This window comes from Clostridium sp. AM43-3BH (genome assembly GCF_003479985.1).
GTDB lineage: Bacteria > Bacillota > Clostridia > Lachnospirales > Lachnospiraceae > Otoolea > Otoolea fessa.
In genome coordinates this window covers 531753-552892 of sequence record NZ_QUIH01000001.1, presented here as the reverse complement: position 1 = coordinate 552892, position 21140 = coordinate 531753, and the positions used below count along the sequence as shown (strand labels likewise).

At 46.6% G+C, this 21140-nt stretch carries 21 protein-coding genes and 1 pseudogene; 20 read left to right on the top strand and 2 right to left on the bottom strand.

Annotated features, from left to right (window positions below):
* Window positions 1–23: 23 nt before the first annotated feature.
* From DW931_RS02425 to DW931_RS15820, 11 genes and pseudogenes are all read left to right on the top strand, one after another.
* On the top strand, window positions 24–395 hold the full coding sequence (locus tag DW931_RS02425) for a hypothetical protein (protein ID WP_118626852.1): 372 nt from the start codon (window positions 24–26) through the stop codon (window positions 393–395).
* Window positions 396–527: 132 nt separating this feature from the next.
* Window positions 528–755: pseudogene (locus DW931_RS02420) on the top strand (sugar transferase); the annotation flags it as partial.
* 343 nt (window positions 756–1098) lie between these two features.
* Window positions 1099–1824 carry a hypothetical protein gene (locus tag DW931_RS02415; protein WP_118482187.1) on the top strand — a complete coding sequence of 242 codons (726 nt, stop codon included), beginning with the start codon at window positions 1099–1101 and terminating at the stop codon, window positions 1822–1824.
* Window positions 1825–1962: 138 nt separating this feature from the next.
* On the top strand, window positions 1963–2481 hold the full coding sequence (locus DW931_RS02410; protein WP_118482186.1) for a VanZ family protein: 519 nt from the start codon (window positions 1963–1965) through the stop codon (window positions 2479–2481).
* A gap of 189 nt (window positions 2482–2670) precedes the next feature.
* Window positions 2671–3117, top strand: a complete 447-nt coding sequence (locus tag DW931_RS02405; protein ID WP_118482185.1) for a type II toxin-antitoxin system antitoxin SocA domain-containing protein — start codon at window positions 2671–2673, stop codon at window positions 3115–3117.
* On the top strand, window positions 3110–4018 hold the full coding sequence (locus DW931_RS02400) for a hypothetical protein (RefSeq protein WP_118482184.1): 909 nt from the start codon (window positions 3110–3112) through the stop codon (window positions 4016–4018). Before DW931_RS02405 ends, DW931_RS02400 begins: the two co-directional genes overlap by 8 nt.
* A gap of 71 nt (window positions 4019–4089) precedes the next feature.
* Complete coding sequence (locus tag DW931_RS02395) at window positions 4090–4422, top strand: hypothetical protein (RefSeq protein WP_118482197.1); 333 nt, start codon at window positions 4090–4092, stop codon at window positions 4420–4422.
* A gap of 134 nt (window positions 4423–4556) precedes the next feature.
* Window positions 4557–4940 carry a VOC family protein gene (locus DW931_RS02390; protein ID WP_118482183.1) on the top strand — a complete coding sequence of 128 codons (384 nt, stop codon included), beginning with the start codon at window positions 4557–4559 and terminating at the stop codon, window positions 4938–4940.
* A 2-nt stretch (window positions 4941–4942) separates the two neighbouring features.
* Complete coding sequence (locus tag DW931_RS16145; protein ID WP_243015304.1) at window positions 4943–5689, top strand: hypothetical protein; 747 nt, start codon at window positions 4943–4945, stop codon at window positions 5687–5689.
* Window positions 5690–6032: 343 nt separating this feature from the next.
* The gene (locus DW931_RS02375; protein WP_117795559.1) at window positions 6033–7250 is read left to right on the top strand and encodes an ATP-binding protein; all 1218 of its coding nucleotides are present in this window, start codon (window positions 6033–6035) and stop codon (window positions 7248–7250) included.
* 121 nt (window positions 7251–7371) lie between these two features.
* On the top strand, window positions 7372–7530 hold the full coding sequence (locus DW931_RS15820) for a hypothetical protein (protein WP_181986207.1): 159 nt from the start codon (window positions 7372–7374) through the stop codon (window positions 7528–7530).
* A 168-nt stretch (window positions 7531–7698) separates the two neighbouring features.
* On the opposite strand, the gene upp is transcribed toward DW931_RS15820, so the two are convergent.
* Window positions 7699–8328, bottom strand: coding sequence for a uracil phosphoribosyltransferase (gene upp, locus DW931_RS02370; protein WP_022358719.1), 630 nt, complete (start codon window positions 8326–8328; stop codon window positions 7699–7701).
* A gap of 566 nt (window positions 8329–8894) precedes the next feature.
* On the opposite strand from upp, the gene DW931_RS02365 reads away from it, so the two are divergent.
* The gene (locus tag DW931_RS02365; RefSeq protein ID WP_117795557.1) at window positions 8895–9608 is read left to right on the top strand and encodes an IMP cyclohydrolase; all 714 of its coding nucleotides are present in this window, start codon (window positions 8895–8897) and stop codon (window positions 9606–9608) included.
* Window positions 9609–9908: 300 nt separating this feature from the next.
* Window positions 9909–11087, top strand: coding sequence for a phosphoribosylaminoimidazolecarboxamide formyltransferase (locus DW931_RS02360; RefSeq protein WP_106999982.1), 1179 nt, complete (start codon window positions 9909–9911; stop codon window positions 11085–11087).
* Window positions 11088–11152: 65 nt separating this feature from the next.
* Here the strand turns inward: DW931_RS02360 and DW931_RS02355 are convergent, their stop codons facing one another.
* Window positions 11153–12568 (bottom strand): alanine/glycine:cation symporter family protein, encoded by a 1416-nt coding sequence (locus DW931_RS02355; RefSeq protein WP_118482182.1) that lies wholly within the window; start codon window positions 12566–12568, stop codon window positions 11153–11155.
* Between the two features lie 128 nt (window positions 12569–12696).
* On the opposite strand from DW931_RS02355, the gene DW931_RS02350 reads away from it, so the two are divergent.
* The 7 genes from DW931_RS02350 to cbiT all read left to right on the top strand — a co-directional run bounded on the left by DW931_RS02350 (window position 12697) and on the right by cbiT (window position 21140).
* Complete coding sequence (locus tag DW931_RS02350) at window positions 12697–12930, top strand: hypothetical protein (RefSeq protein WP_022358715.1); 234 nt, start codon at window positions 12697–12699, stop codon at window positions 12928–12930.
* A 323-nt stretch (window positions 12931–13253) separates the two neighbouring features.
* On the top strand, window positions 13254–14486 hold the full coding sequence (gene cbiD / locus DW931_RS02345) for a cobalt-precorrin-5B (C(1))-methyltransferase CbiD (protein WP_106999980.1): 1233 nt from the start codon (window positions 13254–13256) through the stop codon (window positions 14484–14486).
* A 23-nt stretch (window positions 14487–14509) separates the two neighbouring features.
* Window positions 14510–15283, top strand: coding sequence for a precorrin-4 C(11)-methyltransferase (gene cobM / locus DW931_RS02340; RefSeq protein WP_022358712.1), 774 nt, complete (start codon window positions 14510–14512; stop codon window positions 15281–15283).
* 19 nt (window positions 15284–15302) lie between these two features.
* Window positions 15303–16646: a cobalamin biosynthesis protein gene (locus tag DW931_RS02335; RefSeq protein WP_117795553.1), complete on the top strand. Its 1344-nt coding sequence runs from the start codon at window positions 15303–15305 to the stop codon at window positions 16644–16646.
* A 29-nt stretch (window positions 16647–16675) separates the two neighbouring features.
* Window positions 16676–17359 carry a precorrin-3B C(17)-methyltransferase gene (gene cobJ, locus DW931_RS02330; protein WP_117795792.1) on the top strand — a complete coding sequence of 228 codons (684 nt, stop codon included), beginning with the start codon at window positions 16676–16678 and terminating at the stop codon, window positions 17357–17359.
* Entirely contained in the window at window positions 17352–20534 is a 3183-nt protein-coding gene (locus DW931_RS02325; RefSeq protein ID WP_118482181.1) for a cobyrinate a,c-diamide synthase, read from the top strand. The genes cobJ and DW931_RS02325 overlap by 8 nt, the downstream gene beginning before the upstream one ends.
* A gap of 39 nt (window positions 20535–20573) precedes the next feature.
* Window positions 20574–21140, top strand: a complete 567-nt coding sequence (gene cbiT, locus DW931_RS02320; protein WP_117795550.1) for a precorrin-6Y C5,15-methyltransferase (decarboxylating) subunit CbiT — start codon at window positions 20574–20576, stop codon at window positions 21138–21140.

Below are 21140 nucleotides of genomic sequence, written 5' to 3'. Positions count from 1 at the left end.
GCTCTGAGATTGGAGGTATCAATATGCAGGAAAACAATATGATGATACCAGGGATTTCTTTGTGCCAAAAATGGGGAAAGATAAGGATTTTTCATTCAACAATAGTGGCACTGGGAGAGCCGAGGTACATACGGTTCCTTTTTAATCCTGATAAGAAAGGCTTAGTGGTACAGGCATGTGCCAGAAAGGAAGCAGAATGTTTTCGTGTGCCTAAATACAATCCGGAGAATTGGGAATTTAAGATCAGTAGTGTGCCAATGTTACGGATGATCTGGAATACATGTAATTGGGATAAGGAAAAGACATACCGATTGACTGGAATGTGCCATATAGAGCATAATCTGGTCGAATTTGATATGAAGCAGGCAACAATGCAGACAGCAGATGAATTTTAAAGAAACGGCGTAAAATAAGGACTTCTGAGAAATCGGAGGTTCTTTTTTTGTGCGATTTTTCGAGGGTAAGTGCATGGTTCTGTGATGAAAAATTTTCTTTGAAAAAAAGTTGTTTCTACCTTTACATCAGGAGGAGATATGTCGCTTGTAGGCACCCGCCCGCCGCTGATTTCAGAGACCAATCTCTATGAATTGCACCATAAAGCCAGACTGGCGATCAAGCCGGGTATTACCGGTATGTGGCAGGTCAGCGGCCGAAGTGAAATCACGGACTTCGAAGAAGTTGTCCGCCTCGACCGGGAGTATATCACTAATTGGAATATCGGAATGGATATAATATTTCATAATCAGGGTGGTTAGGTTTTAAAAACGAATTTGCGAAAAACTATTGACAGTATCCGAGCAATCGTCTAGGAATGGTGGATAACTTTCCCACCCCCTGACAACTCACTGTTTTTTATATGATGATTAGATTAACATGAAAATATAAAAGATGAAAAATAGGAAGTTGCCTAAAAAATGAATATAATTGGCAACAACAATTTGCCGAAAGATTATAATCACTTAATAAGTTATAAGACAGTAGGATTATAATGATATCTTTATAAGAAAGTGCAACAGGGAGAAATGAAAGTTATTTATTTGTCCCTGTTGTGTTGATTTATAAACTGATTAGATTAACATGAGATATGAGGAGTAAAATATGTCTGGCAGACCAAAAAAGAAACCAGAATATGATGCAGAAAAACAGTTTGATGCTTTTTTGCAAGAATTAAGTGCAGCTTATGAAGAAGCAGATTCCCTGAGAGGATTGGCACGAGAATTGAATATTACATTACTGAAGCTACGCAAGTTGCTAATTACAGCAGGAATTTTTACTTCGGATATTTGTACAGAAATTAATGAATTGTATAAGCAGAGGAAATCAGTTCCAGAGATTATGCAGATTACAGGACTATCCAGAGCTTCGGTTCATTCATATTTGCCATATTGTAAAGGACTTTATAATGCAGAAGAATTGAGTGTAAATGCAGAACGTTGTCAGGTATATCGGAATAGACAAGAACAGGTCAGAAAATTGAAAGAACATCTGTCAGAGGATAATCTGTGGCAGGCTATCATTGCGTTTCAGGAATATCCGTTCAGAACTGTAACGGGTTTACCGTTTCGTTATAAAATAAAGATTGGAAAAGACGGGGAGTACAATAGAGAGTTGATGATAGGTCGACGGGAAAAAAGTAAAACTCTTTCCTGGAGCAGTGTGAAATTAGCTTTTGATAACAATAGATTATTGACAGGGATAATTGAAAAACCAAAAGCATTGGGAGATATTAGGGGTGTTTCGTATATTTATCCGATTTTATGGAGATTTGGTTTGATTCGTGTTTCTGAAAAGACAGAAAAAGCATTGATGCGGAAAACTGGATGAATATTGTTGGATTATGAAGTATATGTTAAAATAATAATTGAATCAAAGCAGTTTATGAATTTTGACAACGAGATTTCGCTGTTTGGCATCGAGTAGTTGGCAGTAACTGGAATACACAGAGGAAAATGAGAGATTATTATGGATGATAAAAAATATCTTTTACAAACTTGCAAGCATTGCGGTAACAAAGGTTGGAAGAGTGCTATAGTGACGTGGTATCAGAAATTCAAGGAGAGTGTGTTCTTTCGGAAACTATTCTTCCTGGCCTTTGTGACTTCACTTATTCTGTTCCGAACCCTGTTAAACCGTCAGCTGTGGATGAATCCTTTATCCGATGTCATGGGCGGCTGGGGCATCTGGGAGACAGTGAACGGCGAACAGAAGCTTACCACCGAGTGCATCGAGAACGTAATCATGACGATGCCGTTCTCAGCAGTAGTGCTGTGGACATTCGAAGAAAAGATAGGAAACGGCTGGAAGAAGATCCTGTGGCAAAGCGGAAAGATAGCGTTCATCTTCTCAATAAGCATTGAGATGCTGCAGTTATGGCTTCGTTTGGGAACATTCCAGGTATCAGATATCTTCTATAACACAGTAGGTGGAATGATTGGCGGATTGATGTACTATGTGGTGATGAGGGCAAGAAAGCGTCTGTAAAACTGGATGAAATTGTGATATACTGGGAGCGGAAGCTCCCTACGTTGCTCTGATAAGCACACACCTCTTCGTGGTGAGCGGCAGGCAACGATCATACGATCGGCGAAGATGTGAGAAAAAGATGGATTTTAGCTGAAATTTATGCTATACTATAAAATCCAATAAAATAAATGAAGGGAGGCTGGGTAAATGAGCTATAAAGTTTTAGATGTGTGTAAATATGTGATTGATTATAGTAACGAAAAAGAATACGGAATTTCTAATTTGAAATTGCAGAAGATTCTTTACTTTATCCAAGCATATTTTTTGATAAAACAACCTAGTAGATGTTGCTTTGATGATAAGATTGAAGCCTGGGATTTTGGCCCGGTTGTTCCAAAAGCATATAGAAAATACAAACAATTTGGCAGTAGTGATATACCGACAATTATAGACTTTGAAAAGTCTGACAGTAACGATTGCATAACTGGCGATGATAAAAATCTTATTAAGACCGTAATTGATAAATTTGCGGATTACTCAGCAACGGACTTGGTTGGTTTGACGCATAAACAGTCCCCGTGGATTGATGCGTATATCCCACATATGAACAGAGAAATTACACCCGAAGCGATAAAGGAATATTTTAATGGCTGATGAAATTGGTAAACTTTTGAAAAATGAAGATAGTAGCAGTCAAATTAAACCGGCAGCATCACAGAAGAAACTGAGAGAATCAAAAAAGAGATTGAATGGCATTTGCCGTTCGTTGCTGATTGATACAGAAGCCTATGAACCTAAGAGAACAGCCAATAGTGTTGATGCCTATATAGCATCGACTGAAAAAGTTGACAGAATTTTGTATTCGGTGATAAGTGGTTTTATTGTTGGTCTTGATGAAAAGTCGCGAGGCGTTTTTTCTACAAATGTTGATAAACTACTTCAATATGTTTTAGATGAGGAGAATCAAGTATCGGAAGATACTAGAAAAATATGCGTAAAACTGTATGACCATTTTCAATTAAATCTTATACAGATAGAAAGCGCAAGCGTCATTACAAAAGCTGGGATTGCTGCAGCTATGAAAGATGAAGTTGAAGAATCTCATAAAGAGATTAAAGGAATTCAAAAAGAATATATAACGATACTTGGAATTTTTGCTGCAATAATGCTTGCATTTGTTGGGGCATTTACTTTTTCAACTTCAGTGCTTAACAATCTTGGGAAAGCAGATACATTAGAACTTGTGGCTGTGGCGATAGTAATAGGATTAGTCTTTGTCCTTTTAATATCAATTTTAATAGATTTTCTGCGAGACATTAACGACAAAGTTGTTTGCGATAAAAATGGGAAGAAAAAATGGAATAAAAAAGTAGTGGGTGGAATCGCACTTTTAACATTGATAGCTGTTGTTACAGTGATTTGTATTGGAATTTCGCGTATGTCGTTTCCTCAGCAAATTAATATTGGTCAACATCGATATCAGCTTGTAGAGGAATCGACCGAAGATTCAGCAAATAAGCTTGATGTTGATTGTCCTGAACGGCAAGAGAAATGAGATTCGAGGATTATATGTGTACCGACACAGTGATATACTTAAACAACTATAAAAGGAAAGAGGTTATCATCATGCCCAGAACAAAAGGCAGCAAAAACCGTCCAAAAACCAATACCACCAAAGACTACACATCCCAGATTGCAGAAAAGCAGTCCGCAAAGGAAGCACTCACAGCTGAGATCGCGTCCATCACTGCAAACATTGACACTTTGAAAGCTGACCTGAAAGAGAAGAAGACTGCTCTGAAGAAGGCCGAAAAAGAAGTGGCAACGCTGGAATCGAAGAAGGCAAAGGCAGATGCTAAGGTCGCAGAAGAGGCAAAGAAGACAGAAGCCGAGGCTGTGGTTAAGAAGCCGCTGGCCGGCGGCATGAGTGCTGATGAGATCCTTGAAAAGCTGAAATAAATAAGAATCCAAGAAAAAAAGAAATGCCGTGTGGACAAACTGAACTTTAGGAGTTCACACAGTATATTTTGAGAGTCATTATATAGTTTGTGATGGAAATAAAACAAAATTAAAAGAAACGGAGTGGAGAAAAAATGAACTTATCAAAAATACACCACATTGCAATCATCGTATCTGATTACGAAGCAGCTAAGGATTTTTATGTGAACAAGTTGGGCTTCTCTGTCATCAGGGAAAACTACCGCCTGGAGCGCAGGGACTGGAAGCTGGATCTGCGTGTCAATGAACACACAGAGCTGGAGATTTTCGCTGAGGAAAACCCGCCGAAACGTGTGAACCGCCCGGAGGCTTGTGGTCTGCGTCACCTTGCATTTTGTGTTGATAACGTGGAACAGACGGTGAAGGAACTGGCGGAGGTAGGAATTGAATGTGAGCCAATCCGTGTGGATGATTATACCGATAAGAAGATGACTTTCTTCCATGACCCGGACGGATTACCGCTGGAGTTGCATGAATAATTATGGGAGAGAAAAGAGCATATAAACCCCGGAAGCCCGGTGGCGGCCGGAAGAAGCTGAAGCCGGAGTTCGATGCTGAAAAGAACCTGAAAGAGCAGATGGATGCTGCTGCGGCGTTTTATGATTCTGAGATGTCCTTGCAGGCTATTGGTGAAGAACTGGGATTAAATCCAATCAAAGTAAGGAAGCTCCTCATCACGGCTGGTGTGTATGAATCAGATGTGGCGGAGAAGGTGCAGGACACTTTTGAAGAGTACCGAGAAACACAAGACTATAAAACTGCATTGCTATCAACTGCAGCAGCTCTTGACCTATCCAAAGCCTCAGTCACTTCGTACCTGCCATATCAGAAAGGCGTGTACTTCCCCAGTACAGAAAAAGAAAAAATCAGTGTTGGAGCAGAGCGGCAGCGGAGATACAGAGCGATGAAGCGGTGGAGGTCTGATCCGACAGAAGAAAACTTCTGGGGTGTGGTTGTGGCTTATGCTGGTGTGAAATTCAAAACCTACTCCGGGTTGCCATTCTCTTACGAAATAAAAAAAGGCAGGAATGGCGAGTGCACAAAAGAGCTGTGGATCGATAGACGGGAGAAGAGCAAAAGTCTGGCGTGGAGTTCGGTGCTGCTGGCACTACGGAATATTAAAAAGGTGGGAGAAGTGGTAGACCGCCCGAAATCTCTGGGCGATATCCGGGGAGTGACTTACATTTATGGGATGTTCTATCGGTTTGGGCTGATCGATGTGCCGTAACTGAGGATGTGAATCTCAGTTGGGAAGGATGGTAGCATTATAGAAAAATTGAAGGAAATGATGGGCTGGAAAATATCTCAACATATGAATGCAGTGTGGAGGAACTGCCGGACTGGCCGGAAATCTATGTAAGACCGAGGGCAAAGCTCGCCTTTGAAGGAAAATCCCAACGCATAACAACACCCAAAAGGTACACGCCCTGAAAAGAGGCTGTGTCTTGTATCCAATATGTTTTTGAATTTGGAAAACATTACACTGAATAAAATGAAAGTTTCCGAAACGGGAAAATAATTTGATGTTTTGCGTATAATATGCTATACTGAGAAAAAGGAGGAATGCAGATATGGTTGAACGAAAAGAATATCTTGACCAACTTTGGGCATGGAAAGACGAGCAGCAGATCAAAGTCGTGACCGGAATCCGTCGCTGTGGAAAATCTGTACTTCTGGAACAGTATCAGCAGAGACTTTTAGCGAGTGGAGTCACACCGGAACAGATTATCTCTATCAATTTTGAAAATCTGGATTACGAACCTTTAAAAGATTATATGAAGCTGTACAACTACCTCAAAGAACGTTTGTGTGCTGATAGGATGACGTATATCTTTTTGGATGAGGTTCAGGAAGTTCCATTATTCGAGAAAGTGGTTGACAGCCTTTATATCAGAGACTATGCGGATGTTTATATCACAGGCTCCAATGCATATATGCTGTCAAGTGAGCTTGCAACGCTTTTGTCAGGGAGGTACACAGAGATCAAGATGCTGCCGCTTTCTTTCCGTGAGTATATGGCGGTTATAGGTATGGCAAAAGAGGAAGCGTTTGCAGAGTTTATGAAAACTGGTGGAATTCCGTATGTGGCAGTAATGAACCGCACAGATGAAAAAATAGATCAGTATTTAGAGGGAATCTACAATACCGTTATTGTAAAAGATATTGAGCAGCGTCAGGCAAGAAGAGAAAAAGAGGGCGGAAAACGAAAAATCACAGACATTGCGTTACTAAAGACAATTGCCAGGTATCTGGCAAGCGTTATCGGTAGCCCGGTGTCAATGAAAAGTATAACCGACTATCTGACCTCAGCGGGCAGAAAAGTATCCCAAAACACAGTCAGCGATTATGTTGAAGCCCTGACAGAGTCATTCATTTTTTATCCTGTGGTGCGATTTGACATTGTGGGAAAGCAGCTCTTAAAGGTCAACAATAAGTTTTACATGGTAGATATGGGAATCAGAAACCACATTCTTCCGAGAGAGCGATATGATCTTGGATTTACCATTGAGAACATTGTGTATCTTGAACTTTCACGAAGGGGCGGCAAAGTCAACATCGGAAAATATGGTTCTACTGAGGTTGACTTTGTGACACAGAAGGAAGGCGTGCTTACCTATTATCAGGTAACTGCTGATATGACGGCGGAAGAAACCTTTGAGAGAGAGATGAGACCGTTGCGGAGCATTCAGGATAATTATGAAAAAATTGTCCTGACATTGGATCGATTTTCACTCGGAAATTACGATGGTATAAAAGTTGTGAATGTCATTGACTGGCTTTTGGGATGAGAAATCTGCATATGAGTGATGTGGAAATTAGCAAAAAAAGCAGACTGATAGTAATAATCAGAAACCGAATGGAAAGAGTGTTACGGAATATCTTACCTTTTACCGCTTAAGACCAAACAATGTGGTTTATGTTGACCGTGTGATTTACGGTGGCAGAGATTATCAAAAACGGGATCGTCGATACGATGAGGAACTTCGTAAGGATGGGCGGAATGAGATTCTTGCATATGGGATCGCATTTTATAAGAAGCGCTGTAAAGTGGTAGTTGAAAGGCTGTAAATCCTTCAACAGTGTTCATAAATTAGAATTTTAATGATATATAATCAAAATAAATTCCGAAATGGGAATAAAGTTTGAGATTCAAGCCATGATATGCCTTTCTCGGAAGAAAGAAAGAGAGCGGACCAAACCGGAGTCCGCTCTCCTCATTTTCTATAGAACTCTGATTTATTTCGTACCAAAAATCCGATCCCCTGCATCTCCCAGGCCTGGGCAGATGTAAGCGTTTTCATTCAGGCAGCGATCGACATGACCGACATAGATCTGGACATCCGGATGTGCCTCATGCAGTCTCTTTAATCCTTCCGGAGCAGCGATGATTGCCATGAATTTGATGTTCTTTCCGCCGCGTGCTTTGATAAAGTCGATTGCCTCCACTGCGGAACCGCCGGTTGCCAGCATCGGGTCGGTAACAACGATGGTACGCAGTTCGATCGGGGTTGGCAGCTTGCAGTAGTATTCGTGCGGCTCATGGGTTGTCTCGTCGCGGTAGAGTCCGATGTGACCAACCTTTGCGGACGGAACGAGTGCCAGAATACCATTTACCATACCGAGACCGGCACGTAAGATCGGGACAACGGCAAGTTTTTTACCAGCCAGCATCGGAGTGCTGCAGGTTTCGATCGGAGTTTCTACTTCCTGATCTTCCAGCGGAAGATCGCGAAGCGCTTCATAGCCCATCAGCATCGCAATCTCATCGGTCAGGGAACGGAATTCGTTGGTTCCGGTGTTCTTGTTGCGGAGGAGCGAGATCTTGTGCTGAATCAACGGGTGATCGAGAATTGTTACATTTTTCATATTCATAACCTGCCTTTTCTTGAATTTTGATGATGAACGTTTTTTCGTAACGGTGCATAGCGCAGACCGCTTGCGAATTTTGTGCTATCTTCATGCCGTCATTTCCCAAAATCTGTATACATATGTGAAATGTATCGCCCTGATGGCATATTTTCTTTAATTATACACCGAATTGTACAGATTGAACAGTCTGTTTTATGATGTATTTTGGTAAAAGAGCGGTTTGGTTACTGTTCACAGGTAGGCACTTTTGGAACCGAAAGTGCCGTAAGAAAACGTGGTGGCAGCAGGAATTTGCCGTATTTAAATGCGAAGCCACGGCAAATTCCGTTACTGGGCACGTATGCGTGAACAGTAACGCGGTTTGTCATGAAGTAGTGCAGAGCATTTGTAAAAGAATGCAGGTGCTTTTATATGTTTATTAGAATAAAAAATAATACCAGTACTATATATAAGCAATACTTCTGAAAACAAATCAATAAATCTAACTGGAAATGAGAATAGAATGTGGTAAAATATAAAGTAGTGAATTATTGCACAACAATGAAGGAGGAAGCTTTGCCATTATGAAGACTGTATCGATAGCAGAGGAACTGAAAAACAATTCTTATCCGGGACGCGGAATTATCATTGGACGGACGCCGGACGGAAAGAAGGCGGTTACGGCATACTTTATCATGGGAAGAAGCGAGAACAGCCGCAACCGTGTGTTTGTAGAAGAAGGTGAGGGCATCCGCACACAGGCATTTGACCCGGCGAAGCTGGAAGATCCGAGTCTGATTATCTATGCACCGGTCCGTGTGCTGGGAAATAAAACGATCGTGACCAACGGCGATCAGACTGATACGATTTATGAGGGAATGGATCGCCAGATGACCTTTGAGCAGTCCCTCAGAAGCCGCGAGTTCGAGCCGGATGCGCCGAACTACACACCTCGTATTTCCGGTATCCTGCATATCGAGGATGGCGGTTACAACTATGCGCTGTCGATTCTGAAATCCAACGACGGCAATCCGGATTCCTGCCATCGTTATACATATGCGTATGAGAAGCCGGTTGCAGGCGAGGGACATTTCATCCACACCTATATGCACGACGGCAATCCGCTTCCGAGCTTCGAGGGTGAGCCGAAAAAGATCGAGATTCCGGACAGCCTGGATGAGTTTGCAGCGACACTCTGGGAGAATCTGAACCCGGATAATAAGGTATCTCTGTTTGTGCGCTATATTGATATTGCGACCAGAGAGACACAGACGAAGATCATTAATAAAAATAAGTAGGAACAGACTGGAAAATAGTTAAAAAAAGTCAAAAACCGTCTGAAAATGAAAACAGGTCAGAAACAAAATTGTTTATCTCAGTCGAGAAGACTCCCACCTCATCAGGTGGTAAGTAATAGCAAGTTTGTCTCAGTGGGAGTCCATTCTCCGACTGAGATAAACGCTCCGCGAGGATGCGCAGTGATTCTGTAAAGAATATGTCAGCTTCGCTGACCAGAATCACGCGCCAAGTCTCACGGACGTTCGACTTGAAACAGCATTTGAATCATGCGTTTAAATGGGTATACAGGAGGAATGAAGATGAACGAACTTGAGTTAAAATATGGATGCAACCCGAACCAGAAACCGTCCCGCATTTTTATGGCGGACGGCAGTGAGCTTCCGATCAAGGTACTTTGCGGCAAACCGGGATATATCAATTTCCTGGATGCGTTCAATGGCTGGCAGCTGGTAAGAGAACTGAAAGAGGCAACTGGGCTTCCGGCGGCAACTTCTTTTAAACATGTTTCGCCGGCAGGTGCAGCGGTAGGACTTCCGTTAGACGAGACGATGCGTAAGATTTACTGGGTCGATGATATGGGAGACTTATCTCCGCTTGCGTGTGCATATGCCAGAGCACGAGGTGCAGACCGCATGTCTTCCTTCGGCGATTTTATTTCTCTGTCGGATGTCTGCGATGCAGATACGGCGCGCATCATCAAGAGAGAAGTATCGGATGGCGTGATTGCTCCGGGATATACCAAGGAGGCTCTGGAGATTCTGGAATCAAAGAAAAATGGCAAGTACAATGTCATTGAAATCGATCCGGATTATGTACCAGCTCCGGTGGAGCGCAAACAGGTATTTGGCGTGACCTTTGAGCAGGGTAGAAATAATCTGGCAATCAACCGTGAGCTGCTGGAGAATATCGTGACTGAGAATAAAGAGCTGCCGGATAACGCGAAGATCGACATGATCGTATCTTTGATTACCCTGAAATATACACAGTCCAACTCTGTCTGCTACGTGAAGGATGGACAGGCGATCGGTATCGGCGCAGGTCAGCAGTCCCGTGTACATTGTACCCGTCTGGCAGGTCAGAAAGCCGACAACTGGTATCTGCGCCAATCTCCGCAGGTGTTAAATCTTCAGTTTGTGGATGGAATCAAGCGTGCAGACCGCGACAATGCGATCGATGTTTATATCGGAGAAGAATATATGGATGTGCTGGAAGAGGGCGCATGGCAGAAAATTTTCAAGGTAAAACCGCCGGTATTTACCCGTGAGGAAAAACGCGCATGGCTGGACGGCATGAAGGGTGTAACCATTGGTTCTGATGCATTCTTCCCATTTGGCGACAACATTGAGCGCGCGCACAAGAGCGGCGTTCAGTACATCGCACAGCCGGGCGGATCGGTTCGTGATGACAATGTAATCGAGGTTTGCAATAAATATGGCATTGTAATGGCATTTACGGGAATCCGTCTGTTCCATCATTAATGAAAAAGGGCGTGTGAAAAAACTCTCGTTTTTTCACACGCCCTTTTTATTTCGAAATAAAGTGGCTATGATTTCTTATATTTTGCCTCATAATCCCGCAGGCTTACAAGCGCTTCTTTCGACATCGGAATCAGCGCGATCAGGTTGAAGACGGTCATCAGACCGACACCGACATCACCGAGATCCCAGACAAAGGTGTAGGCGGTCAGTCCGCCGACAAACATCATGATCAGGGCGAGAATCTTGTACGCCGTCTGGGCGGCCCAGGTGTCTCCGAAGAGGTAGCTCACATTGGAGCGGGCGTAGAAGAGGATGCCGATGAAGGTAGTGAAACTGAACAGCCACAGGATTACGGCTATGAAAATGACGCCTAATTCCCCGAAATGCCAGCTCATTGCCGCCTGCAGCAGATCCATGCCCTCCAGACCGGAGATTTTATCAGCCGGGACCAGCAGCATGATCATGGCTGTACAGGTGCAGAGAAGCGTGTCGATGAAAACGCCCATCGCCTGCATCAGTCCGACTTTGGCAGGATGGGAGGTTTCTGCCGTCGCTGCCGCACACGGGGCGGAACCGCTTCCTGCTTCATTGGAGAAAAGTCCCCGTTTGACACCGTTCATCAATACGGCGCCGAAGCCGCCTGCGATTGCCTGGCGCAGACCGAGTGCTTCCTCAAAAACGCGGGCAAAAACGCCTGGAAGCTGGCGGAAGTTCACGATAATTAAAAACAGGGTCAGGATAATGTAAATGCCTGCCATGATCGGAACCAGCAGATCCAGAACCCTGACGGAGGCATTTTTCCGAAGAACGATGACTGCCGCAAGGAGAACTAAAAACAAGCATGAGTAGATCGGCGGGATGCCGAATGCATTCTTAAAAGAAGAGGTCACGGAATTACTGATGACCTGGCTGATACCGCACCAGCAGATCAGACCGGAGAGCGCAAACAGTACGGAGAGAAGATTTTTCTTCGAAACCGGCGTTCCCTGTTTCTGGCGTTTGTTGTTGATCCAGTCGTGAATGTAGTAAGCAGGACCGCCGCGGTAACCGCCGTAGAGCGGATCCGGCTGTTTGTGAAGCTGGGCTAAGGTCGCCTCGATGAAAGCGGTTGCCGAACCGAGCAGCGCGGTTACCCACATCCAGAACAACGCACCGGCGCCTCCGGCGGAGAGAGCGGCAACGATACCGACAAGATTTCCCATACCGACGCGGGTCGCAGTTGACACGATCAGTGCCTGGAGTGCGGAGAGAGAGCCACCTTTGTGTCCGGTTTCGGCCTTTTCCAGCAGCGCGCGCAGCATATCCGGAAGCATTCGGATCTGCAGGAACCGCGTCCGGATAGTACAGAAGATACCGGTCGGGACGAGCAGAAGAACCAGAAGCGGCAGGTTGATGGTTGTTCCGCCAGGAAGCGGCAGATGAATCCAGTCACCCCAGAGGAAATAGTAGGTTTTTTCGATTAAATTGATAATTGTATTCATGTTTTCACCCCAAAATTTTATATAGTAAAGGTGCGCCCGCAGGTGCTTGACGATTGATTGAAAGATAGTTATAATGAGTGGCAGGGAGTTTTCAGACTCTCAGTATCATAAGGAAAAGGAGAATTCATATGCAGTACGCAATTGCACATTTAGATCCGAATGAGGACAATCCTTCCATGGAAGAGAATCCATGCATTAATGTTGATTTTGAAAACGAAGAGGAATCATGTCTGGAAGCTGCAACCATGATGATGGATGAAGGCTACAAGATGGTAACTCCATTTTTCATTGAGGATGGCGGCAAAGCGGGCACATACTCCTGGGAGTATGTCAATGCCCATCTGGTTGTCCGTACCAAATAATGTTTCACGTTGTTGTTTAAAACTGTATTGTTTTAAAGTGTGTGAGACTTAAAATGCCGGAAAGAGAAGATCTTTCCGGTTTTTTATATTTACATGTTAGCTGTCCTTGCACGTTTATAATAACTATTTCTTGAATATGTAATTAAATCTACTTATTTATATTCCGTATTGTACCGCACAGTTGAGGAAAGTGCAAGGGGAAAATGAGGGATTGTTACTGGAATTTTAAATAAAGATAAATAGTAATAAGTTGAAAGTCGGGTGTAAATCTCCTATAATGGACAGAAGAATCTTCAGGCAGAAAATGGCATACAGGGAGGCAGATGGAGACGGAAAAGAAACAGACAGATGAAAAAAAGGAACTTCGAACCGGATTTACGACCGGAACCTGCGCGGCGGCGTGTACGCGGGCGGCGGTGTTGTTTCTCTGCACAGGGGAAGCACCTGCGGCGGCAGAGACAGTGACACCTTCCGGCGTCCGGGCGATTCTGCCGATTGTCCGGGCAGAGCGGGAGGAAGATAGCGCAGTATGCGGTGTACAGAAGGACTCCGGTGACGATCCGGATGTGACGAATGGGACATTGGTTTGTGCACGGGCCGTTCTGGCTTGTCATGATAGCATAACTGAAAGCGGTTACACAGACCCGGCGTATCCGGGAATTGAGGTAACCGGCGGCGAGGGCATCGGCATGGTGACGCGGGACGGTCTTTCGTGTCCAGTGGGGCATTACGCGATCAACCCGGTACCGCGGACGGCTATTTTCCGGGAGGCGGCTCTGGCACGCCGGGAGGCGGGCATGCCGGAGTTACCTTTGCGGATTGAGATTTCTATCCCTTCCGGGCGGGAGCTGGCGGAGAAAACGTTTAACCCGCATCTGGGGATCATCGGTGGTATCTCGGTGCTTGGAACAACTGGGATTGTGAACCCGATGAGTGAGGCGGCATTGGTTGAGACGATCCGGCTGGATATCCGGGTGCACGCCCAGGAGGATGTTTCGCTGCTGGCAGTGGCGCCAGGCAATTATGGAGAACGATTTTTAAAAGAAGAAACCGGGCTTTCGATGGAAAATTTCATCAAGTGCAGTAATTTTATCGGGACCAGCTTTAAAATGCTTTCACAGGAAGGAATTCACCAGGCGCTTTTGGCAGGGCATGTTGGAAAACTGGTCAAAGTGGCAGGTGGTGTGATGAATACACATTCCCGGTATGGTGACAGACGGATGGAGATTTTGTCTGCATGCGCGCGGACCGTTGGATTTCCGGAGGCAGATGCCCTGCTGCCGATGAATACGACTGAGGAAGCGGCAGATTTCCTATATGAACATGGATATCTGAAACAGGTCATGGAGCAGGTGGCGAATCAGGTCAAAGCGGTATTGGAAGAAGAGAGCGGCGTTCAGACGGAGGTAATGCTATTTTCAAGCAATTATGGACTGATGGCGCGGACAGCTGGGGCGGATGCGTATGTGCGGGAGCTGCTGGAGATGGAGAGAGGCATGGAAGTAATGATAGATAGAAGAATCATAAATTACGAAAAGTTGAGATTCGAATATTAAATAAAAAAGGAGAAATCACATATATGGTATATTTCGTCGGAGCAGGTTCGGGAGCGCCAGATTTAATCACAGTGCGGGGAGCACGCCTTTTGAATCAGGCAGACCAGATTATTTACGCAGGTTCTCTGGTCAATCCAGAGCTTTTGGATTATAAAAAAGAATCAGCCGTTGTCTATGACAGTGCGAAAATGACGCTGGAAGAAGTGGTCGAAAAGATCCAAGAAGCGGAATCGACGGGTAAGATGACGGTGCGGCTTCACACGGGCGACCCCTGCGTGTATGGTGCGATCCGGGAACAGATGGACGAGCTGGACAAGTTAAATATCTCTTATAAGGTATGCCCGGGCGTCAGCTCTTTCTGCGGCGCGGCATCTGCATTGAATTTGGAATATACCTTGCCGGGCGTTTCGCAGAGCGTGATTATCACCCGGATGGCGGGGCGGACGCCGGTGCCGGAGAGGGAGAGCATCGCGTCGTTTGCAGCGCATCATGCGACTATGGTTATATTTTTAAGCACGGGAATGCTGAAGAAGCTTTCGGAAGAGCTGATAAAGGGCGGATATGAGGCGGACACGCCGGCGGCGATCGTGTACAAAGCGACCTGGCCGGATGAAAAGCGGGTTGTCTGCACGGTTGCCACGCTTGCAGAGGCGGCAGAGCGGGAAAATATCAAAAAAACAGCTCTGATTATCGTCGGGGATGTGACTGCCCAGGCGGGATACGAGCGTTCACGTTTATATGCGCCAGAATTCACAACTGAATTCCGTCAGGGGACGGATGGTTTTGTATATGAGTAATAGAAAGGGATTGTTATAAATGGAGCAGTTGAAACTTCGGGTCAGGAACGGTATCTGCATTTGCTTTACTGCACAGGGAAAAGAGACGGCGACGCGCCTGCTGGAGAAATTAAGCCAGCAGATGGAAGAGGCGTTTGACTTTTTAGATTATACAGGATCCGAACATTCGAAACCGCTGAAACAGGTGGTCAAGGAAGCATTTCAGGAGAAGGAAGCAATTTTGTTTGTCGGGGCGGCGGGGATTGCAGTCCGTTTGATTGCGCCGTGGGTGCAGGATAAGCTGAAAGATCCGGCGGTGCTGGTGATCGATGAGCAGGGACGTTATGCGATCCCGATTTTGTCTGGACATGTGGGCGGATGCAATGAACTGGCAGAGGCAGCGGCGCAGATTCTGGGGGCAGAACCGGTAATTACGACGGCAACGGATCTGCGGCAGGCATTTGCAGTTGATGTATTTGCAGCGGAAAATGAGCTGGTGATTAGTGATCGGGAACTGGCGAAACAAATCTCCGCGGCGGAGCTGCGCGGTGAAAAAATTGGCTTTTTCAGTGATTATCCAGTAGATGGAATCGTTCCGGCAGAGATTACTCCGGGCGTATGGCAGAAGGAAAACATCTATGTGACGCTGAAACAGGGCGGATGCCCGAAAAATGCCCCAGCGTCTCTGGTGCGCCGGGATATGGTGATTGGGCTGCAGGAGAAGAAGGAACAGCGGGATGCAGTCAAAGCAGCGGCGGTAGTGGCAGTGGAAACCGGCGATTCGGCGAAGGTGGCTGAGATAGATATGTCTGTCGGAAAATCCGATATAGGATCGCCTGGGCAGAAAAGTGAGCAGAAGAAAGAGCAAAGTTATGAGTCGGAAAATGAATCAGGTACGCCGGAACTTCTGCGCCTGTATCCGCGAACGGTTGTTCTTGGAATGGGATGCCGCCGGGATTCGTCCCTGAATGCTGTCCGGGAGATGGCAAGAGTGGCACTTTCTCGGGCGATGATTGATAAAAGTGCGGTGCGGGCGATTGCAACGGTAGATCGGAAGAAAAATGAGATGGCATTTCTGGCGCTTGCGAAGGAGTGGGATGTGGAACTGTGGAGTTTTACCCCGGAAGAGCTGGAAAGTGCCGGTACGAAGTTTGCAGAATCGCCGTTTGTGCGGAAGACAGTAGGGGTAGGAAATGTTTGTGAGCGTGCAGCCGTCATGGGGGTGCGCCGGATTTACCGGGAACGGGAGATGGATGAGAAAAATCTGCCTGCGATTGATCTGAGAGTACAGAAAATGGCGTTTAACGGTGTGACGGCAGCAGTAGCGGTTCCGGCATCGGAGCAAGTAAGGAGGCAGCAGTGGAAGAAAAAAAATTATACGTGATCGGAATTGGACCGGGGGCGAGAGAACAGATGACGGTCCGGGCAGACCGCATTTTGCGGGAAAGCCAGGTGATCATCGGTTATACGGTATACGTGGACCTGGTAAAAGAATTTTATCCACAGGCGGAATTTCTGACAACGCCGATGCGCCAGGAAAAGGAACGCTGTGAGATGGCATTAAAAGCGGCGCAGGATGGTCGGAAAACAGCAATGATCTGCAGTGGGGACAGCGGCGTCTATGGCATGGCGGGGCTGGTGCTGCAGATGGCAGAGGCGTACCCGGATGTGAACGTGGAAGTAATTCCAGGAGTGACGGCAGCGCTGGGAGGCGGAGCCATTCTCGGTGCACCGTTGGGACATGATTTTGCGGTGATCAGCCTGAGTGACCTTCTGACGCCGATGGAAGTGATCGAAAAAAGGCTGCGTGCAGCGGCGGAAGCGGATTTTATTATCTGCCTCTACAATCCATCCAGCCGGAAACGCCACGATTATCTGGAGCGTGCCTGCCGGATTCTTTTAGAGTATAAAAGTGGTGAGACTGCCTGCGGATATGTACAGAATATTGGCCGCGAGGGCGAGGCGGTGCACCTGCTGACACTGGCAGAACTGGAAAAGACGCCGGTGGATATGTTTACGACCGTATTTATTGGAAATAAGGAAACGCAGATGTTAAATGGATGTCTGGTGACACCGAGGGGATACCGCGATGTGTAAAATATGGATATTTGGAGGAACGACAGAAGGGCGCCTGCTGGCGGAATATTGTAGCCGGGAAAAGATTGAGGCGTGGGTCAGCGTGGCTTCGGAGTATGGAGAGGAGCTTTTGCAGGAGGAGCTGATGGAATCTGGGAATGCAGGGAATCCAGATTTGAACCACAATACTTGCCTTGCAAAGAAAAACTTGAAAACGGTTCAGGCATCCTCAGTGATAAAAGTCTTACGTGGACGGATGGATCGTTACCAGATGGAAGAATTTATCCGAAACCAGGGGATTCATCTTGTGATCGATGCAACACATCCGCATGCCAGACTTGTTTCAGAAGAAATCCAGGAAGCGTGCGGACGGACCGGTGTCCGCCTGGAACGGTGCCTGCGCGCAGAGGGCGAACAAAACAAAGCACGTGATTGGGTCGAGGTTGATTCCATTCAGGAGGCAGTGTCATTTCTTTCTTCTGTTTCCGGCGTGATTTTTGCCACAACCGGCAGTAAAGAACTGGAAGCCCTGTGCCAGATACCAGATTATCAAAAACGGGTGTATGCGAGAGTGCTTCCAACTTCGAATGTTTTGAAGAAATGTGAAAAATTGGGGATAACTGGCAGCCATCTGATTGCGATGCAGGGACCTTTTTCCACCGAAATGAATACGCTATTTCTCCGACAGACAAAAGCGGAGTGGCTATTGACGAAAGATTCCGGGCGTGCGGGCGGATTTCAGGAAAAGGTGGAAGCGGCGCGTGAAAATGGAACCAGAGTGGTTGTGATCCGCAGACCGGAGGAGAATGGCATTTCGCTGGAAGAGGCGATGGAGGTGCTGAAGAAGGCGGATGAGGGGAAGGTTGGAGAGTTAAAAACACATTTGATTCTGGCGGGAATTGGCATGGGACAGCCGTCCCAGATGACAGGGGAAGTCCTTCGGGCAATTCGAGAGAGTGACGCCTTGATTGGCGCGGGGCGTATGCTGGAATCGGCGGAGAGAGCGCTGCAGAATGATTTGCTGATTAGCAAGGAAGAAAAAGCTGAAAACAGACAGGAATCAACGGCTGCGGTGGAAAAAGAAACGAAGTGCTATAAAGCATATCTTCCTGACGATGTGATACAGATTGTATCGAAGCACCCGGAATGGAAGCAGGCGGTCATCCTGTATTCGGGTGATACCGGCTTTTTCAGCGGGGCATCCAGGATGGCAGAGAGGCTGCGGGAAGCTGGTTATCCATTTACCGTCTATCCGGGTACATCCTGTGTCAGTTATCTGGCGGCACGCCTGGGGACGCACTGGGAAGATGCGGCGATTTATTCCGCACATGGAAGAGAATTGTCTGTCGATCGGGTGATGAAACGTCTGTGTGATCCAGAAGAACCGGCTAAGCGTGCGTTTATCCTCATGGGCGGCAAAAATGGAGCTGGACAGTTTTGTGAACGTCTGACACAGGCGGGATATGGAAATGTACAGGTGACGGTTGGTGAAAACTTATCGTACCCGGAAGAGCAGATCCGGAGCGGAACCGCGGAAGAAATGAGAAAATTGGAATTTGCGGATTTGAGCTTGATGCTGCTGGAAGTCACGGATGAAATAAAGCGTGGGCAGAACGAAGAGGAAAAGATTACAGATGGTAACAATACAGAAACAAAAAATGTAGAGAAGTTGATATATGAACAGAAAATGGTGTCAGAAAAAATGCCATCCGATGTTCGAGTAACAGAATCATATAAAAATGATGCAGATAAACTTTTGCCACATGAGGCTTCTGTCAGAGCATGTCCACGCATCATGCTTGCCGCCCCAAAAAGCGGCAGTGGAAAAACTCTTTTGACCTGCGGACTGCTTGAAATCCTTCGCCGCCGCGGTCTGAATCCGGTCGCGTGCAAATGTGGACCGGACTATATCGATCCAATGTTTCACCGCTATGTGCTCGGCATTCCCGGGCGAAATCTCGATAGCTTTTTTCTGCCACCGGAAGGCGTGCGGGAGGTTCTGGCGGATGCAGTGCGGGAAGAACAGGCGGGAATCGCAGTTTTAGAGGGTGTCATGGGCTATTATGACGGCTTGGGCGGAACAGAAACGTCCGCCAGCAGCTGGGAGATTGCAGAGATCACAGACACGCCGGCGATTCTGGTGCTGGACTGTAAGGGCGCATCGTTGTCGGCGGCAGCAATGGCATCTGGATTTTTGCATTTCCGGAAAAACAGCCATATTGCCGGAGTGATTTTGAACCGGGTTTCTTCGATGTATTATGAGCGGCTGGCGGCAGCCGTGGAAGAGGCGTCGGGGCTTCCGGTGCTTGGTTATCTGCCAGAATCCGAGGAATACCGCATGGAAAGCCGCCATCTGGGACTTTTTCTGCCGGGCGAGATCGATCGGCTGCGCGAGCGGATCGGGCGATTGGCAGATCAGATGGAAAAGTCGATCGCGGTGGAGCGGGTGCTGGAAGTGGCAGGGATGCTTCCATTGAGGATAGAAAACAAAGAGAAAGAAAAAGCAGAAAACGAATCAATGGAGGCGGAAAGTATAGCGAAATTCCCAGCATGTCAAGAGCAAAAAGTCACCTCGCGCGTCCGCATCGGTGTTGCCCGTGACGAGGCATTCTGCTTCTACTATCAGGAAAATTTCCACCTTCTGGAACAGATGGGTGCGGATCTGGTTTATTTCAGTCCACTGAGGGATAAAAAAATCCCGGACAGAGTGGATGGGCTTTTATTTGGCGGTGGTTATCCGGAGAATTATGCACGGGAGCTGGCAAAGAACGCGGCGATGCGTGAGAGTATCCGGCGGTCGATTGCGGCGGGAATGCCGTTTCTGGCGGAATGTGGTGGATTTTTATATTTACACCGTACTCTTGAAGGAAGCGATGGAAAACACTGGGAAATGGCTGGCGTTTATCCATTTGACGCTTACCGGACGAACCGCCTGCGCCGGTTTGGCTATGTGCGTCTGCTGACCTCATCTGGTCAGGAAATTCACGGGCATGAGTTCCATTACTGGGAGAGCGAAGATCCGGGCACCGACTGGGAGGCAGTCAAACCGACCGGAAACCGAAGCTGGCGCTGCATCCATGAAAAGGGAGGACAGATTGGCGGATTTCCGCATCTCTATTATGCATCCTGTCCAGATTTTTTGCGAAAATGGCTGGATGTATGTGCCAAAGGGAGTCAGAAAAAATATATCAATTGAGTGAATTTATATGAGAATCTAGAAAATGGGGAGTAGCAAATGCGAGATGAATGGTTTATCCGGGGCAAGGTCCCGATGACGAAGAGTGAGGTGCGGACCGTGTCATTGTCCAAGCTGGAATTGTATGAGGACTGTGAGTTCTGGGACATTGGCGCGGGAACGGGTTCTGTCAGTGTGGAAGCGGCGGTAAGCTGTCCGGGGATTCATGTGTGTGCGTTTGAATATAAGGAAGAGGCGGTTGAACTGATCCGGGCAAATTGTGAGAAAGCCAGAACAGAGGCGGTCACGATCGTGCCGGGAAAGGCGCCGGAGACATTTGCACAGGTAAGTGTTCACCGACCGGATCGGGCATTTATCGGGGGAACAACCGGACAGATGCGCGAGATTCTGGATGAATTGTTCCGCTTGAACCCAGATATCCGGATTGTGATCAACCTGATTGCGCTGGAGTCTCTGACAGTGCTTATGAGTTACCTGAAAGAGCGCGGGATAGAGGCGGAGATTCTGTCCATGCAGATTGCAAAAGCGGAGAAGATTGGTTCCAGTCATTTGATGAAAGGGCAGAATCCGATCTATATCATATCACTGGGAGGAAATGAAGCGTGA

Excerpts from the sequence above, each read along its gene's own strand:
- DW931_RS02400 (WP_118482184.1), top strand. The coding sequence starts at position 3,110 with ATGGCTGATGAAATTGGTAAACTTTTGAAAAATGAAGATAGTAGCAGT.
- DW931_RS02355 (WP_118482182.1), bottom strand. The coding sequence starts at position 12,568 with ATGAATACAATTATCAATTTAATCGAAAAAACCTACTATTTCCTCTGG.
- cobJ (WP_117795792.1), top strand. The coding sequence starts at position 16,676 with ATGACGGTCCGGGCAGACCGCATTTTGCGGGAAAGCCAGGTGATCATC.
- DW931_RS02335 (WP_117795553.1), top strand. The coding sequence starts at position 15,303 with ATGGAGCAGTTGAAACTTCGGGTCAGGAACGGTATCTGCATTTGCTTT.
- DW931_RS16145 (WP_243015304.1), top strand. The coding sequence starts at position 4,943 with ATGGGAGAGAAAAGAGCATATAAACCCCGGAAGCCCGGTGGCGGCCGG.
- cbiT (WP_117795550.1), top strand. The coding sequence starts at position 20,574 with ATGCGAGATGAATGGTTTATCCGGGGCAAGGTCCCGATGACGAAGAGT.
- DW931_RS02325 (WP_118482181.1), top strand. The coding sequence starts at position 17,352 with ATGTGTAAAATATGGATATTTGGAGGAACGACAGAAGGGCGCCTGCTG.
- DW931_RS02405 (WP_118482185.1), top strand. The coding sequence starts at position 2,671 with ATGAGCTATAAAGTTTTAGATGTGTGTAAATATGTGATTGATTATAGT.
- DW931_RS02395 (WP_118482197.1), top strand. The coding sequence starts at position 4,090 with ATGCCCAGAACAAAAGGCAGCAAAAACCGTCCAAAAACCAATACCACC.
- DW931_RS02425 (WP_118626852.1), top strand. The coding sequence starts at position 24 with ATGCAGGAAAACAATATGATGATACCAGGGATTTCTTTGTGCCAAAAA.
- DW931_RS02365 (WP_117795557.1), top strand. The coding sequence starts at position 8,895 with ATGAAGACTGTATCGATAGCAGAGGAACTGAAAAACAATTCTTATCCG.
- DW931_RS02410 (WP_118482186.1), top strand. The coding sequence starts at position 1,963 with ATGGATGATAAAAAATATCTTTTACAAACTTGCAAGCATTGCGGTAAC.
- cobM (WP_022358712.1), top strand. The coding sequence starts at position 14,510 with ATGGTATATTTCGTCGGAGCAGGTTCGGGAGCGCCAGATTTAATCACA.
- DW931_RS02375 (WP_117795559.1), top strand. The coding sequence starts at position 6,033 with ATGGTTGAACGAAAAGAATATCTTGACCAACTTTGGGCATGGAAAGAC.
- DW931_RS02360 (WP_106999982.1), top strand. The coding sequence starts at position 9,909 with ATGAACGAACTTGAGTTAAAATATGGATGCAACCCGAACCAGAAACCG.
- DW931_RS02415 (WP_118482187.1), top strand. The coding sequence starts at position 1,099 with ATGTCTGGCAGACCAAAAAAGAAACCAGAATATGATGCAGAAAAACAG.
- upp (WP_022358719.1), bottom strand. The coding sequence starts at position 8,328 with ATGAAAAATGTAACAATTCTCGATCACCCGTTGATTCAGCACAAGATC.
- DW931_RS02390 (WP_118482183.1), top strand. The coding sequence starts at position 4,557 with ATGAACTTATCAAAAATACACCACATTGCAATCATCGTATCTGATTAC.
- DW931_RS02350 (WP_022358715.1), top strand. The coding sequence starts at position 12,697 with ATGCAGTACGCAATTGCACATTTAGATCCGAATGAGGACAATCCTTCC.
- cbiD (WP_106999980.1), top strand. The coding sequence starts at position 13,254 with ATGGAGACGGAAAAGAAACAGACAGATGAAAAAAAGGAACTTCGAACC.